The following is a 16510-nucleotide window of genomic DNA, read 5'->3' as shown; positions in this document are numbered from 1 at the left end:
ATAGAAAATGAATGTTTTCTGTCATCAAGTCAACAATTGACAGATAGCTGTCATGTGGCTGACAGTTTTCACCCGTGGCACACTCCGAGCCAAACAATTTCAACAAGGAGCTCCTGATGTCTGCATCCTCCACCAGCGGTACCGTGCGCATGCCCTTTGCCGAACTGCAGACGTTATTGCAGGCGATCCTTGAAAAGCACGGTTGCAGTGAGCCGGTGGCGGCAGCGCTGGCATTCAACTGTGCCAGTGCCCAACGCGACGGCGCTCATAGCCATGGGGTGTTTCGTATCCCGGGCTACGTATCGACGCTGGCCAGTGGCTGGGTTGACGGCAAGGCGCTGCCCGCGGTGACCGACGTCGCCTCCGGCTATGTTCGCGTCGATGCCGGCGGTGGCTTCGCCCAGCCCGCGCTGGCGGCGGCGCGGCCGTTGCTGCTGGCCAAGGTGCGCAGTGCCGGGATCGCGGTGTTGGCGATCCATAACTCGCATCACTTCGCGGCGCTGTGGCCGGACGTCGAACCGTTCGCCGATGAAGGCCTGGTGGCCTTGAGCGTGGTCAACAGCATGACCTGTGTAGTCCCGCACGGTGCTCGCCAGCCGTTGTTCGGCACCAACCCGATTGCCTTTGCCGCGCCCTGCGCCGAGCATGACCCGATCGTGTTCGACATGGCCACCAGCGCCATGGCCCATGGCGATATCCAGATCGCGGCCCGCGAAGGGCGGCAACTGCCGCTGGGCATGGGGGTAGACGCCAAGGGCCAGCCGACCACCGACCCGCAGGCGATTCTCGACGGCGGCGCGCTGTTGCCGTTTGGCGACCACAAAGGCTCCGCGCTGTCGATGATGGTCGAGTTGCTCGCGGCGGCGCTGACCGGCGGTAACTTCTCTTGGGAGTTCGACTGGTCGGCGCATCCCGGGGCGAAGACGCCATGGACCGGGCAACTGCTGATCGTCATCGACCCGAGCAAGGCCGAAGGCGAGCGTTTTGCGCAGCGCAGCCGTCATTTGCTGGAGCAGATGCAGGCGGCCGGCCTGTCACGCATGCCCGGCGAGCGGCGCTATCGTGAGCGTGCCACGGCCGAGCGCGAAGGTGTCGCACTGAGCGAAACCGAGCTGCAGGGCCTGCGCCAATTGCTCGGCTGATCGTCATGTTGCATGGGTTGAAATACCTGGGCCGTGCAACCTTGCACAGACCCGTTGCAGCAAGGTGATGTTTCTCTGCCCCGACTCCGGGTATCCTCGCTCAAGCTTTTCCGAACTGTGCTGATCCAAGGAGCTGTCCGCTGTGTTCAAACATGTCGATGCCTATGCCGGCGATCCGATCCTCTCGTTGATGGAAACCTTCAAGGCCGACCCGCGTGCGGCCAAGGTCAACCTGAGCATCGGCCTGTACTACGATGCTGCCGGCATCGTGCCGCAGTTGGCGGCAGTGGCCGAGGTTGAAAAACGCCTGGCCAACCAGCCTCACGAGGCTTCGCTGTACCTGCCAATGGAAGGTCTGGCCAGCTATCGCCAGGCGATCCAGGCGCTGCTGTTTGGTAACGACCACCCGGCAGTGACCGGCGGCCGTGTGGCTACCGTGCAGACCGTAGGCGGCTCGGGCGCGTTGAAAGTCGGCGCCGACTTCCTCAAGCGTTACTTCCCGCAGTCCGAAGTCTGGGTCAGCAATCCGACCTGGGACAACCATCGCGCCATCTTCGAAGGTGCGGGTTTCAAGGTGAATACCTACCCGTACTTCGACACCACCACCCGTGGCGTCGACTTCGCCGGCATGCTGGCTGCGTTGCAGACTCTGCCCGCAAACAGCGTGGTGCTGCTGCACCCGTGCTGCCACAACCCGACCGGTGTCGATCTGGACCAGAACCAGTGGCAGCAGGTTGTCGAAGTGGTCAAGGCACGCGAGCTGATCCCGTTCCTCGACATTGCCTACCAAGGCTTCGGCGAAGGCCTGGAGCAGGATGCCTACGCCATCCGCGAAATGGCCCGTGCCGGCGTGCCGTGCCTGGTCAGCAACTCGTTCTCGAAGATATTCTCGCTGTACGGCGAGCGCGTTGGCGGTCTGTCGGTGGTGTGCGACGACCAGGCCAGCACCCAGAGCGTGCTTGGCCAGCTCAAGGCAACCGTGCGGCGCAACTACTCCAGCCCACCAGCATTCGGTGCGCAACTGGTTGCCGGCGTGCTCGGCGATGCCAGCCTCAATGCACAGTGGGCAGCAGAAGTCGAAGTGATGCGCCTGCGTATCCTTGAGATGCGCCAAGGTTTGGTCGACCTGCTCGGCGAGCTGCTGCCAGGGCAGGACTTCACGTTCTTCCTCGAACAGCGCGGCATGTTCAGCTACACCGGCTTCAGCGTCGAGCAGGTCCGGCGTCTGCGTGACGAGTTCGGCGTTTACCTGATCGACAGTGGCCGGGTGTGCATGTCCGGCCTGCGTCCTAGCAACCTGCGCCAGGTTGCCGAGGCGTTCGCCGCAGTCCAGCGCTAATCAGGGCAGGGGCCGGCAATCGGCCCCTTTCAGCCGGTCTGGCAACACGGGGTTGCCCCTTGGTTGTCATGACAAGTGCAACCGCCGCTCGGACAGGGCTTCGCAAGCGCTACCTTTCAGTGCACAATCGCGCCCCTCTTTTTCGGTTGAGGTGCGCGAGCCTAGTGTTTCGCCACGCTCAGCCTGTTGCAGTCTTGCGAGTGGAGTTGCACCCGGATGAATGAGCAGGCCTCAAGCGTTGAACAACGCTTCGAACAAACCACCAGTGCCACCCTCGGCAGCTGGGCACGACAAGATACCACCTGGATGCTCGGCCTGTTTGGCACCGCGATTGGCGCCGGCACCCTGTTCCTGCCGATCAACGCAGGCCTGGGCGGTTTCTGGCCGCTGCTGATCCTCGCCGCGCTGGCGTTCCCGATGACCTACTACGCCCACCGCGGCCTGACCCGCTTCGTGCTGTCCGGGCGTGGCGGCGACATCACCGAGGTGGTCGAGGAGCATTTCGGCCTCAAGGCTGGCGCGCTGATCACCGTGCTGTACTTCTTCGCGATCTTCCCGATCCTGTTGATCTACAGCGTGGCCCTGACCAACACCGTCAGCAGCTTCATGGAGCATCAACTGCACATGACCCCGCCACCGCGGGTGTTGTTGTCGTTTGGCTTGATCCTCGGCCTGCTGGCCATCGTGCGTTGCGGTGAACAGGCCACGGTCAAGGTCATGAGCCTGCTGGTGTACCCGTTCATCGTCGCCCTGGCCTTGCTGGCGCTGTACCTGGTGCCGCACTGGAGTGGCGGTATTCTCGATACCGCGATGCAGGTGCCATCGGGCTCGGCGTTCCTGCACACCGTGTGGCTGGCAATCCCGGTGATGGTGTTCTCGTTCAACCACTCGCCGATCATTTCCGCGTTTGCTGTCGACCAGAAGCGCCGTTACGGCGAGCACGCCGACGAGCGCAGCGGGCAGATCCTGTCGCGTGCGCACCTGTTGATGGTGGCGATGGTGCTGTTCTTCGTGTTCAGCTGCGTGCTGACCCTGGACAGCGCCCAGTTGGCCGAAGCCAAGGCGCAGAACCTGTCGATCCTGTCGTACCTGGCCAACCACTTCAGCAACCCGACCATTGCCTTTGCTGCACCGCTGATTGCCTTCATTGCCATCGCCAAGTCGTTCCTGGGCCACTACATCGGTGCCAGCGAAGGCCTCAAAGGCATTATCGGCAAGACTGGCCTGCGCCCCGGGGCCAAGGCTCTGGACCGCATGGTCGCAGCGCTGATGCTGGTGGTGTGCTGGATTGTCGCCACCCTCAACCCGAGCATCCTGGGCATGATCGAATCGTTTGGCGGGCCGATCATTGCCGCGCTGCTGTTCCTGATGCCGATGTACGCCATCCGCAAGGTGCCGTCGATGCGCAAGTACAGCGGGGCGATGTCCAACCTGTTTGTGGTCTTCGTCGGCCTGGTCGCGATCAGCTCGGTAGTCTACTCGCTGGCCGCCAGCGTGCTCGGCTGGTGATGGCTTCTATATAAGAGGATGCCCGGACCGCCTGCTGCGCTCCGGGCATTTTTTTGTTCACACGAATTCCCCGGCAGTCGAACAATTTCATCGCTACCCATAGGCTTGAGCGCCTCTTCATGCTTAACTCGGTGTCCTTTTCAAACACCCGCATAAGGATTCCGCTCATGGCTCAAGTGACCCTCAAAGGCAACCCGGTTCAGGTCAAAGGCAACCTCCCGCAAGCTGGCGCTCAGGCACCTGCGTTCTCGCTGGTTGGTGATGGCCTGGCTGACAAGTCGCTGCAAGACTACGCCGGCAAGCGCAAAGTGCTGAACATCTTCCCAAGCGTTGACACGCCAACCTGCGCGACTTCCGTGCGCAAGTTCAACGCCCAGGCCAACGAGCTGAACAACACCGTAGTGCTGTGCGTATCGGCCGACCTGCCGTTTGCCCAGGCGCGCTTCTGCGGTGCCGAAGGCCTGGAAAACGTCCAGAACCTGTCGACCCTGCGTGGCCGCGAGTTCCTCGAAAACTACGGCGTAGCGATTGCTGACGGCCCGCTGGCTGGCCTGGCGGCACGCGCTGTTGTCGTCATCGACGAGAACGACAAAGTGCTGCACAGCGAGCTGGTTGGCGAAATCGCCGAAGAGCCGAACTACGAGGCGGTCCTGGCTGTCTTGAAGTAAGCGCAGCGTGGCCGCTCTGCGGTCCGCGCACGCAACAAGCAATACCCTGAAACGGCCTGGATCCTGCTCCAGGCCGTTTTCATTTATAGTTCATCGCGTTAGCAACGTCAGCCCAAGGTAAATGCCCTGTAAAGCTGCTTTGCTAGACCGATATCAGTGCTTATCGTTCACCCTCCCAAGTCGCCGTTTCCGAACAAGGTTCGTTCAAGCCATGCAAGCTCCTGTCTCCCGCTCCCCCCGTCGCTGGCTGTTTGGCCTGCTGATCCTGGTCTTGGTGGCCCTGTTGGCCTGGTGGCTGTGGCCTGCCGCGTCGACGCCCAAGGATCAAGCCGGGCGCGCGGGCAATAGCGGCCGGCCTGGTTTTGGCAGCTCTGCCGAGGCCGTGCCAGTGCGGGTAGAGCCGGTGCAGGTGGGCGACTTCCCGCTGTATTACAAGGCCCTGGGCACCGTGACCGCCAACAACACGGTGAACGTGCGCAGCCGCGTCGCCGGTGAGCTGGTCAAGGTCCACTTCAAGGAAGGCCAGCTGGTCAAGGCCGGCGACCTGCTCGCCGAGATCGACCCGCGCAGCTACCGCATCGCTTTGCAGCAGGCCGAAGGCACCCTGGCGCAGAATCAGGCGCAGCTGAAAAACGCCCAGGTTGACGTGGCCCGCTATAAAGGCCTGTACGCCGAAGACAGCATAGCCAAACAGACCCTGGACACCGCCGAGGCGCAGCTGGCGCAGTTCCAGGGCCTGATCAAGACCAATCAGGCCGCAGTCAGCGATGCCCGACTCAACCTCGACTTCACCCAGATCCGCGCACCGATCAGCGGCCGCCTGGGCTTGCGTCAGCTCGACCTGGGCAACCTGGTCGCGGCCAACGACACCACGGCGCTGGTCGTGATCACCCAGACCGAGCCGATCAGCGTCGCCTTCACCTTGCCGGAAACCGAACTGACCACCGTGCTCGAGCGCTATCGCAGCGGCGCTGTTCTGCCCGTCGAGGCCTGGGACCGCAACGAGAGCAAGCTGCAGTCCAGTGGCGTGCTCGGCAGCCTGGACAACCAGATCGACACCACCACTGGTACTCTCAAGTTCAAGGCGAGCTTTGCCAACAAGGATCAGGCGCTGTTCCCCAACCAGTTCGTCAACGTGCGCCTGCTCGCCGACACCCTCAAACAGGTGGTCATGGCCCCAGCGGCTGCGATCCAGTTCGGCAACGATGGCAGCTTTGCCTATGTGGTCAACGCAGAGAGCAAGGTCAATATCCGCAAACTCAAGGTTGGCCCGAGTGATGGCGAGCGCAGTGTGATCCTCGACGGCTTGGTCGCCGGTGACCGCTTGGTACTGGAAGGTACCGATCGCCTGCGTGAAGGCAGCGCGGTAGAAGTGGTGGAGGACAGCTCGCAAGTACCGACCACCCCCGGTCAGCATCTGCAAGGCCAGGATGGCAGCGGCACCAGCGAGGCTGGCACGTCGGGCAAGGCGGGCGCATGAACCTCTCGCGGCTGTTCATCCTGCGCCCGGTCGCCACCACGCTGAGCATGCTGGCGTTGGTCCTGGCTGGCCTGATTGCCTACAAGCTGTTGCCGGTAGCGGCCTTGCCCCAGGTCGATTACCCGACCATCCGGGTCATGACTCTATATCCCGGTGCCAGCCCGCAGGTCATGACCAGCGCCGTCACTGCGCCGCTGGAACGCCAGTTCGGGCAGATGCCGGGCCTGACCCAGATGGCCTCGACCAGCTCCGGCGGCGCCTCGGTGCTGACCCTGCGCTTCAGCCTCGACATGAACATGGACGTTGCCGAGCAACAGGTGCAGGCCGCGATCAATGCCGCCAGCAACCTGTTGCCCAGCGACCTGCCAGCGCCGCCGGTGTACAACAAGGTCAACCCGGCTGATACGCCGGTACTGACCCTGGCAATCTCGTCCAAGATCATGCCGTTGCCCAAGCTCAACGACCTGGTCGATACCCGGGTTGCGCAGAAGCTTGCCCAGATCAGCGGTGTGGGCATGGTCAGCATTGCCGGCGGCCAGCGCCAGGCCGTGCGGATCAAGGTCAACGTCGATGCCCTGGCGGCCAACGGCCTCAACCTGGAAGACGTACGCACCTTGATCGGCGCGTCCAACGTCAACCAGCCCAAAGGTAACTTCGACGGCCCCACCCGGGTGTCGATGCTTGATGCCAACGACCAGCTGCGCTCGCCCGAGGAATACGCCAACCTCATCCTCGCCTACAACAATGGTGCACCGCTGCGCCTGAAAGACGTGGCTGAAATCGTCGATGGCGCCGAAAACGAACGCCTCGCGGCGTGGGCCAACGAGAACCAGGCCGTACTGCTGAATATTCAGCGTCAGCCCGGCGCCAACGTCATCGAAGTGGTCGACCGCATCAAGGACCTGCTGCCGTCGATCACCGACAACCTGCCGGCAGGCCTGGATGTGATGGTGCTGACTGACCGCACCCAGACCATCCGCGCTGCGGTTACCGATGTACAGCACGAGTTGCTGATTGCCATCGTGCTGGTGGTGATGGTGACGTTCGTGTTCCTGCGCCGGGTCAGTGCCACCATCATCCCGTCGATTGCCGTACCGCTGTCGCTTATCGGTACCTTTGGTGTGATGTATCTGGCGGGTTTTTCCATCAACAACCTGACGTTGATGGCGCTGACCATCGCCACCGGCTTTGTCGTCGATGACGCAATCGTCATGCTAGAGAACATTTCCCGCCATATCGAGGAGGGCGAGACGCCGATGCAGGCCGCGCTCAAGGGCGCCCGGCAGATTGGCTTCACCCTGATCTCGTTGACCTTCTCGCTGATTGCCGTCCTCATCCCGCTGCTGTTCATGGCTGACGTGGTCGGCCGCCTGTTCCGCGAGTTCGCCATCACTCTGGCGGTGGCGATCCTGATTTCGCTAGTGGTATCGCTGACCCTGACGCCGATGATGTGCGCCCGCTTGCTCAAGCGCGAGCCCAAGGAAGAAGAGCAGAGCCGTTTCTATCGCGCCAGCGGCGCCTGGATCGACTGGTTGATCGAGCACTACAGCCGCGGCCTGCGTTGGGTATTGCGGCACCAGCCGCTGACCCTGCTGGTTGCCATCGCCAGCATGGTGCTGACCGTGGTGCTGTACATGGCCGTGCCCAAGGGCTTCTTCCCGGTGCAGGACACCGGGGTGATCCAGGGCATCTCCGAAGCGCCGCAGTCGACCTCGTTCGCCGCCATGAGCGAGCGGCAGCAAGCGCTGAGCAAGATCATCCTGCAGGACCCTTCGGTGCAAAGCCTGTCGTCCTACATTGGCGTGGATGGCGACAATGCCACGCTGAACAGTGGCCGCTTGCTGATCAACCTCAAAGCCCACGGTGAGCGCGACGTCAGCGCCACTGAAGTGATCGCACGCCTGCAGCCGCAAGTCGACAAGTTGGTCGGCATCCGCCTGTTCATGCAGCCGGTGCAGGACTTGAGCATTGAAGACCGGGTCAGCCGTACCCAGTACCAGTTCAGTTTGTCGTCGCCAGACGCCGGCATGCTCGCCACCTGGAGTGGCAAACTGGTTCAGGCCCTGCAACAGCGGCCCGAACTGCGCGACGTCGCCAGCGACCTGCAAGACCAGGGCTTGCAGGTGTACCTGGTGATCGATCGGGATATGGCCAGCCGGCTGGGCATCAACGTCTCGCAGATCACCAACGCGTTGTATGACGCCTTCGGTCAGCGGCAGATTTCCACCATCTACACCCAGGCCAGCCAGTACCGAGTGGTCCTGCAGTCGCAGAACGCCGCCAATATCGGCCCGGCGGCGCTGGAGTCGATTCACGTCAAGGCCAGTGATGGCGGTCAGGTGCGGCTGTCGGCACTGGCACGTATCGAGCAGCGCCAGGCGCAGTTGGCGATCTCCCACATCGGTCAGTTCCCGGCGGTGATGATGTCGTTCAACCTGGCACCCGGTGTGGCGCTGGGTGAGGCGGTGGCGGCGATCGAGCAGGTGCAGCAGGAGATCGCCATGCCGATTGGCGTGCAGACCCGCTTCCAGGGTGCTGCCGAGGCCTTCCAGGCATCCCTGTCGAGCACCTTGTTGCTGATTCTGGCGGCTGTGGTGACGATGTATATCGTGCTCGGCGTGCTCTACGAGAGCTACATCCACCCGATCACCATCCTCTCGACCCTGCCGTCGGCGGCGGTCGGCGCCTTGCTGGCGCTGCTGATCAGCGGCAATGACCTGGGCATGATCGCCATCATCGGCATCATCCTGCTGATTGGTATCGTCAAGAAGAATGCGATCATGATGATCGACTTTGCCCTGGAGGCCGAACGCAACCAAGGCATGACCCCACACGATGCGATCTACCAGGCGGCGCTGCTGCGCTTCCGGCCGATCCTGATGACTACGCTGGCGGCGTTGTTCGGCGCGGTGCCGTTGATGCTTGCCACCGGCTCCGGCGCCGAGCTGCGCCAGCCGCTGGGGCTGGTGATGGTTGGCGGGCTGCTGGTCAGCCAGGTGCTGACACTGTTCACCACACCGGTCATCTACCTGTACTTCGACCGCCTGGCCCAGCGCTGGCGGCCACGCGATGACGCCAAGCAGGCGCAAGCATGAACCTGTCCGGGCCATTCATTCGCCGGCCGGTCGCGACCATGCTGCTGAGCTTGGCGATCATGCTGCTGGGCGGGGTCAGTTTTGGTCTGCTGCCGGTGTCGCCGCTGCCGCAGATGGACTTTCCGGTAATCGTGGTCTCGGCCAACCTGGCCGGCGCCAGTCCTGAGGTGATGGCCTCCACCGTAGCCACGCCGCTGGAACGCAAGCTTGGTGCCATTGCTGGCGTTACCACCTTGACCAGCAGTTCCAACCAGGGCTCGACCCGGGTCATTATCGGTTTTGAGCAGGGCCGCGACATCGATGGTGCCGCGCGGGAAGTGCAGGCGGCGATCAACGCCACCCGCAACCTGCTGCCCAGCGGTATGCGCAGCATGCCCACCTACAAGAAGATCAACCCGTCGCAGGCGCCGGTGATGGTCATCGCGTTGACCTCCAGCGTGCTGCAGAAGGGGCAGCTGTACGACCTGGCCGATACCATTCTGTCGCAGAGCCTGGCCCAGGTCAGTGGAGTAGGGGAAGTGCAGATCGGCGGCAGCTCGCTGCCGGCGGTACGCATCGCGCTCGAGCCGCAGCTGCTCAACCAGTACAGCCTGTCGCTGGATGAGGTGCGCACGGCGGTGAGCAATGCCAACCAGCGCCGGCCCATGGGCTTTGTCGAGGATGCCGAGCGCAACTGGCAGGTGCGCGCCAACGATCAGCTGGAAAAAGCCAAGGACTATCAGTCGCTGGTGATTCGCCAGAAGGACGGCGCCATCCTGCGTCTGTCGGACGTCGGTACGGTCACCGATGGCGTCGAGAACCGCTACAACAGTGGTTTTTTCAACGACCAGAGCGCGGTGCTGCTGGTGATCAACCGGCAGAACAACGCCAACATCATCGAGACCGTGGCGCAGATCAAGCAGCAACTGCCCGCGCTGCAGTCGCTGTTGCCCGCCAGCGTCAAGCTGGACATCGCCATGGACCGCTCGCCGGTGATCAACGCGACGCTCAAGGAAGCCGAGCACACCTTGCTGATTGCTGTAGTGCTGGTGATCCTGGTGGTCTACCTGTTCCTTGGCAACCTGCGTGCCTCGCTGATCCCAAGCCTTGCGGTGCCAGTGTCGTTGGTCGGCACCTTTGCGGTCATGTATCTGTGTGGCTTCTCGCTGAACAACCTGTCGCTGATGGCGCTGATCCTGGCCACCGGGCTGGTGGTCGACGACGCCATCGTGGTGCTGGAGAACATCTCCCGCCATATCGAGAACGGCCAACCGCCCATGCGCGCGGCGTTTCTCGGCGCCAAAGAGGTGGGCTTTACCCTGCTGTCGATGAACGTCTCGCTGGTCTCGGTGTTCGTCTCGATCCTGTTCATGGGCGGCATCGTGCGCAGCCTGTTCCAGGAGTTCTCGATCACCTTGGCGGCGGCGATAATCGTCTCGTTGATCGTTTCGCTGACGCTGACGCCAATGCTCTGCGCGCGCTGGCTCAAGCCCCACGAGCAACAGCCCAATCGCCTGCAGCGCTGGAGCGACCGCCAGCATCAGCGCATGGTCGCCGGGTACGACCGCAGCCTGGGTTGGGTCCTGCGCCATCGTCGCCTGACCTTGTTCAGCCTGTTGCTGACCATCGGCGTCAATGTGCTGCTGTACGTGGTGGTGCCCAAGACGCTGATGCCGCAGCAGGACACTGGCCAACTGATGGGCTTTGTCCGTGGCGACGATGGCCTGTCGTTCAGCGTGATGCAGCCGAAAATGGAAATCTACCGGCGGGCACTGCTGGCCGACCCGGCGGTGCAAAGCGTGGCCGGCTTCATCGGCGGCAACAGCGGCACCAACAATGCCATGGTGCTGGTGCGCCTGAAGCCGATCAGCGAACGCAAGATCAATGCCCAACAGGTGATCGAGCGCTTGCGCAAGGAGCTGCCCAAAGTACCCGGCGGGCGCTTGTTCCTGATGGCCGACCAGGACCTGCAACTGGGCGGCGGTGGCCGCGACCAGACCTCTTCGCAGTACCTGTACACCCTGCAGAGCGGTGATCTGGCTGCGCTGCGCGAGTGGTTCCCCAAGGTCACTGCGGCGATGCGCGCGCTGCCCGAGCTGACCGCCATCGACGCCCATGACGGTGCCGGCACTCAGCAGGTAACGCTGGTGGTCGATCGTGATCAGGCCAAGCGCCTGGGCATTGATATGGACATGGTCACCACGGTGCTCAACAACGCCTACAGCCAGCGGCAGATCTCGACCATCTACGACAGCCTCAACCAATATCAGGTAGTGCTTGAGATCAATCCCAAGTATGCCTGGGACCCAAGCACGCTGGAGCAAGTCCAGGTGATCACCGCCGACGGCGCGCGGGTGCCGTTGTCAGCCTTTGCCCGCTACGAGAACAGTCTGGCCAACGACCGAGTCAGCCACGAGGGCCAGTTCGCCTCGGAAGACATCGCTTTTGATGTGGCCGAGGGCTACAGCACCGATCAGGCCATGGCCGCGGTCGAGCGGGCAGTGGCCCGGCTGGGCCTGCCGGAAGACGTAATCGCCAAGCTTGGCGGTACCGCCGACGCGTTCAGCAAGACTCAGGAAGGCCAGCCGCTGATGATCCTCGGCGCCTTGGTGCTGGTGTATCTGGTGCTGGGGATTCTCTATGAAAGCTACATCCACCCGCTGACCATCCTCTCGACCCTGCCATCTGCTGGCGTGGGTGCACTGCTGGCGATGTACGTAACAGGCGGCGAGTTCAGCCTGATCTCGCTGCTGGGGCTGTTCCTGCTGATCGGCGTAGTCAAGAAAAACGCCATCCTCATGATCGACCTGGCTCTGCAACTGGAGCGCAACGAAGGCCTATCGCCGGAAGAGTCGATCCGGCGTGCTTGCCTGCTACGCCTGCGCCCGATCCTGATGACCACCATTGCCGCCATCCTCGGCGCCTTGCCGCTGTTGCTGAGCAATGCCGAAGGCGCCGAGATGCGCCAACCGCTGGGCCTGACGATTATCGGCGGGCTGGTCTTCAGCCAAGTGCTGACGCTTTATACAACGCCTGTGGTCTACCTCTACCTCGATCGCCTGCGCCACCGATTCAACCATTGGCGCGGTGTACGTACCGACGCTGCACTGGATACCCCGCTATGAATTTTGCCCAAACTCCGCTTCACCGTGCCTTGCAGCTGCTGGGCCGCGGCCGTGGCTCGCGCCTGTTTGGCGCCAGCCTCTGCGTGCTGATGCTCAGTGCCTGCACCTTGAGCCCGGATTATCAGCGGCCCGAGCTGAGCACGCCTGCCCAGTTCAAGCAGGCCGAAGGCTGGACTCAGGCCAAACCGTCCGATGCGATTGCCCGTGGCGCCTGGTGGGAGCTGTACGGTGATGCCCAGCTCAACAGCCTGGTCGAGGAGCTCAACCGCAGTAACCAGACCGTTGCCCAGTACGAAGCGCAGTATCGTCAGGCCACCGCATTGATCCGCAGCAGCCGCGCCTCGTTGTTCCCCAGCCTCGATCTGTCGGCAGGCAAGAATCGTTCGGCGCAGGGCACCGGTAGCAGTAGCTCGAGCCTGTCGAACAACAGCAGCGGTATCCGCAACACCTACACCACTCAGCTCGGGGTGAGCTGGGAGATCGACCTGTGGGGCAAGCTGCGTGAAACCCTCAATGCCAACGAAGCCAGTGCCGAGGCGAGCTTTGCCGAGCTGGCAGCGATGCGCCTGAGCTTGCAGTCGGAGCTGGTGCAGAACTATCTGCAACTGCGTGTGATCGATGAGCAGAAGCGCTTGCTCGAGGCCACCGTGGCCGCTTACGAGCGCTCGTTGAAGATGACCGAAAACCAGTACCGAGCTGGCGTGTCCGGGCCGGATGCGGTCGCCCAGGCGCTCACCCAGCTCAAAAGCACCCAGGCCGACCTGATCGACCTGATCTGGCAGCGCGCCCAGTATGAGAACGCAATTGCCGTGCTGATGGGCAAGGCCCCCGCGGACTTTGCCCTGGCTGACAGCAAGTCGATCCCGGCGCTGCCGCAGGTGCCGCTGGCGCTGCCGTCGCAATTGCTCGAACGGCGCCCTGACATTGCCTCGGCGGAGCGCAGTGTTATGGCTGCCAATTCGAGCATCGGCGTGGCCCGCGCGGCGTATTTCCCGGACTTGAGCCTGAGCATGAGCGGCGGCTACTCGAGCAGCAGCTTCAGCAACTGGATCGAGCTGCCGAACCGCTTCTGGTCGGTCGGACCGTCATTGGCCATGACCTTGTTCGATGCCGGTAAACGCAGCGCCGAAGTGGACCGCACCGTCGCGGTGTACGACCAGACCGTGGCGCAGTATCGGCAGACCGTGCTCGATGGCTTCAGGGAAGTGGAAAACTACCTGGTCCAGCTAAAGGTCTATGGCGATGAAGCAGTCGTACGCCAGGAAGCGCTGGAGGCCGCACGCCAGTCGCTGCGCCTGACCGAAAACCAGTACCGGGCCGGCCTGATTGGCTATCTGGACGTGGTCAATGTGCAGGCCACTGCGCTGAGCAATGAGCGCAGCGTGCTTAATCTGTTGCAGGGCCGACTGATCGCCAGTGTGCAATTGATCGCCGCGTTGGGCGGCGGCTGGGACAGCCAGCAGGCGTTCAGCCAGGCGCAGCAGTAGGCCAATCATGAGGCGGATCGACACCATGTGTGCGGCGTTTTTACGGGTATCGACACGCCTTCTGCCAATGCTGGCATTAGGATGGCAAATGGGGCGATAAGCGGCGCAGTGATACCCACGAAATGCCGTGCGTTTAGCCATGGCTTGAGTACAATCAGCGGCTTTTCCGGGCCCTTCCTGCGCCCGATGCCGGAACCAAAATGCTCATCGGTAGTTATTCACCTGCGCTGGTGTTGATTTCACTGTGCGTGGCTATTCTTGCGTCCTATACCGCTCTAGACCTGACCGGTCGCATTGCCACTGCCAAAGGTCGCGCCGTTCATCTGTGGATGTGCGGCGGGGCGCTGGCGATGGGCAGCGGGGTCTGGTCGATGCATTTCATTGGTATGCTCGCCTTCAGCCTGCCGATCGACCTGGGCTACGACCTGACTCTGACACTGGGGTCGTTGCTGATCGCGGTGCTGTCCTCAGGTTTTGCCCTGTGGTTGATCAACCAACCCAGCCTGCCTCTGCTGCAACTGGCCTGCGGCGCGTTGATCATGGGCACCGGCATCAGCAGCATGCATTACATGGGCATGGCCGCGATGCGCATGCAACCAGGGATCGATTACGATCCTCAATTGTTCAGCGCTTCACTGGCGATTGCGGTATGTGCATCCGCAGCAGCGCTGTGGATCGCTTTCCGCCTGCGCCGGCAGACCCCTTACGTGCGGCAAATCCGCGGCGCTGCGGCCGTGCTGATGGGCATTGCGATCGTTGGCATGCACTACACCGGCATGGCCGCGGCAAGCTTTCCTGAGGGCAGTTACTGCGGCGCGCTTGGCACAGGCCTGAAAGGCGATGGTCTGGTCTACCTGGTACTGATCACCACCCTCGCCGTAATTGCAGTGGCCTTGCTCACGTCGGTGCTGGATGCACGCCTGATTGCGCGGACTACCGAACTCGCCCGCTCGCTGACGCTGGCCAACCAGGAGCTGACCCAGCTGACCCTGCACGATATCCTCACCGGCCTGCCCAATCGCACGCTGTTGGCTGACCGCATCGAGCAGGCCATCGGCAAGGCGAGCGAGCAGGGCACCTGCTTTGCCCTGATGTTCATCGACCTGGACGGGTTCAAGCCAGTCAACGATGCCTTCGGCCATCATGTCGGCGACCAGTTGCTCAAGGCCGTGGCCGAGCGCCTGCGTGGCCACTTGCACAGCCAGGACACGCTGGCGCGCATCGGTGGCGATGAGTTTGTGCTGCTGGTCGAGCTGCAAGAGCCGGGTGACGCAATGGGCGTCGCAATCAAGCAGGTGAACCTGGTGTCGCGGCCGTATCGAGTGGCGGAACACGACCTGCAGTTGACTGCCAGCATTGGTATCGTGCTTTATCCAGGCAACGGCATGGATCAGCACGAGCTGCTGCGCAACGCCGATGCGGCGATGTACCACGCCAAAAACGCTGGCAAGAACGGCTACAGCTTTTTCGACGTCTCGATGAACAGCGATGCACGCCAGCAGTTGCAGTTGCTGCAGGACTTGCGTGTCGCGCTGCAACAGGGCCAGTTCCGCCTGCATTACCAGCCCAAGTTCGACGCCGTCCGGCGGGTGCCGATCGGTGCCGAAGCCTTGCTGCGCTGGGAGCATCCGCAACATGGCCTGCTGTACCCGGACCGCTTCATCAGCCTGGCCGAGAAAACCGGGCTGATCATTCCGATCGGTGAATGGGTGCTTGGCGAAGCCTGTCGGCAGATGCGTCAATGGCTCGAGCAGGGGCATGAAGACTGGCGCATCGCGGTAAATCTGTCGGCCATCCAGTTTTGCTACGCCGGTCTGGTCGACGGGGTTGCCCAGGCATTGCAGCGCAATCAGCTGCCCGCCAACAACCTGACCCTGGAGATCACCGAGACCACCGCCATGCGTGACGCGGATGCCAGCCTGCTGATATTGCAGAGGCTGTCCGATATGGGCGTGGATATTTCCATCGACGATTTCGGTACCGGCTACTCGAGCCTGATGTACCTCAAACGTCTGCCGGCCAATGAGCTGAAGATCGATCGCGGCTTCGTCCGCGACCTGGAGCATGACAGCGACGATGCAGCGATCGTCTCGGCAATCGTGGCTCTAGGCCAGGCGCTGGGCCTGCGTATCGTTGCCGAGGGTGTCGAGACCGACAGTCAGCAGGATTTTCTCACCCGTCTGGGCTGTGACTCGTTGCAGGGTTATCTGATGGGCCGACCGGTGCCGGCAGAGCAATTCATGGCAGGGCTCGCGCCGCGCGAAGCGCCTCGGGTCAGCTAGACCGCAGTGCGCAGGACAAAGGCGGGGATGAAAGCGGCCATTTCATCTTCGACAGCTTCAATGATGCGCTCGACATCGCTGGCGGCCATGATCGCGCTGCAGGGGATACCGGCGATGGCCAGCACGGTTTCGCCCGACTCGCGATCGAACAGGCGCACAATCATGCTGCGCGGGGCATCCATGCTGGCTTCAAAGCCCAAAGGATGGAAGTGCCAGCGCATCACCTGGCAAGCATTGGGAAACGTTATCTTGTTCATGCTTGCCTCCTCGACCTTGTGTAGGAAAGGGTTGAGTGTTGCGCTGTCAATTGGCGCCAAGGACTGTAACCTTAGCACCTGAGGCGGTAGTTTCTCGTACAAAAGATGACATTTATACCAATGCTTGACCTCGGTCACGGCTGGCGC

At 62.5% G+C, this 16510-nt stretch carries 10 protein-coding genes; 9 read left to right on the top strand and 1 reads right to left on the bottom strand.

What is annotated here, in order from left to right; genetic code table 11:
- Nucleotides 1-116 precede the first annotated feature (116 nt).
- The 9 genes from CXQ80_RS12125 to CXQ80_RS12085 all read left to right on the top strand — a co-directional run bounded on the left by CXQ80_RS12125 (nucleotide 117) and on the right by CXQ80_RS12085 (nucleotide 16106).
- Nucleotides 117-1142, top strand: a complete 1026-nt coding sequence (locus tag CXQ80_RS12125) for an Ldh family oxidoreductase (RefSeq protein WP_101319730.1) — start codon at nucleotides 117-119, stop codon at nucleotides 1140-1142.
- 142 nt (nucleotides 1143-1284) lie between these two features.
- Nucleotides 1285-2481 (top strand): amino acid aminotransferase, encoded by a 1197-nt coding sequence (locus tag CXQ80_RS12120; RefSeq protein ID WP_101319728.1) that lies wholly within the window; start codon nucleotides 1285-1287, stop codon nucleotides 2479-2481.
- 216 nt (nucleotides 2482-2697) lie between these two features.
- The gene (locus CXQ80_RS12115) at nucleotides 2698-3990 is read left to right on the top strand and encodes a serine/threonine transporter (RefSeq protein WP_101319726.1); all 1293 of its coding nucleotides are present in this window, start codon (nucleotides 2698-2700) and stop codon (nucleotides 3988-3990) included.
- A gap of 167 nt (nucleotides 3991-4157) precedes the next feature.
- Nucleotides 4158-4658: a thiol peroxidase gene (gene tpx / locus CXQ80_RS12110; RefSeq protein ID WP_101319724.1), complete on the top strand. Its 501-nt coding sequence runs from the start codon at nucleotides 4158-4160 to the stop codon at nucleotides 4656-4658.
- A gap of 211 nt (nucleotides 4659-4869) precedes the next feature.
- Nucleotides 4870-6138: an MdtA/MuxA family multidrug efflux RND transporter periplasmic adaptor subunit gene (locus tag CXQ80_RS12105; protein WP_101319721.1), complete on the top strand. Its 1269-nt coding sequence runs from the start codon at nucleotides 4870-4872 to the stop codon at nucleotides 6136-6138.
- A complete protein-coding gene (locus CXQ80_RS12100) occupies nucleotides 6135-9233 on the top strand; it encodes an MdtB/MuxB family multidrug efflux RND transporter permease subunit (RefSeq protein WP_101319718.1) in 3099 nt (1032 codons plus the stop codon). The genes CXQ80_RS12105 and CXQ80_RS12100 overlap by 4 nt, the downstream gene beginning before the upstream one ends.
- Nucleotides 9230-12337, top strand: a complete 3108-nt coding sequence (locus CXQ80_RS12095; protein WP_101319715.1) for an efflux RND transporter permease subunit — start codon at nucleotides 9230-9232, stop codon at nucleotides 12335-12337. The genes CXQ80_RS12100 and CXQ80_RS12095 overlap by 4 nt, the downstream gene beginning before the upstream one ends.
- Nucleotides 12334-13824, top strand: coding sequence for an efflux transporter outer membrane subunit (locus CXQ80_RS12090; RefSeq protein WP_101319713.1), 1491 nt, complete (start codon nucleotides 12334-12336; stop codon nucleotides 13822-13824). Before CXQ80_RS12095 ends, CXQ80_RS12090 begins: the two co-directional genes overlap by 4 nt.
- A 200-nt stretch (nucleotides 13825-14024) precedes the next feature.
- Nucleotides 14025-16106 carry a bifunctional diguanylate cyclase/phosphodiesterase gene (locus tag CXQ80_RS12085; protein ID WP_101319710.1) on the top strand — a complete coding sequence of 694 codons (2082 nt, stop codon included), beginning with the start codon at nucleotides 14025-14027 and terminating at the stop codon, nucleotides 16104-16106.
- Here CXQ80_RS12085 and CXQ80_RS12080 read toward each other — a convergent pair.
- The gene (locus tag CXQ80_RS12080) at nucleotides 16103-16363 is read right to left on the bottom strand and encodes a DUF1652 domain-containing protein (protein ID WP_101319708.1); all 261 of its coding nucleotides are present in this window, start codon (nucleotides 16361-16363) and stop codon (nucleotides 16103-16105) included. The two genes, CXQ80_RS12085 and CXQ80_RS12080, sit on opposite strands and share 4 nt — an antisense overlap.
- Nucleotides 16364-16510: the final 147 nt, after the last annotated feature.

This window comes from Pseudomonas sp. 02C 26 (genome assembly GCF_002843585.1).
Lineage (GTDB): Bacteria > Pseudomonadota > Gammaproteobacteria > Pseudomonadales > Pseudomonadaceae > Aquipseudomonas > Aquipseudomonas shirazensis.
The sequence above is the reverse complement of the archived record's forward strand: the minus strand, read 5'-3'. Positions and strand labels throughout refer to the sequence as shown.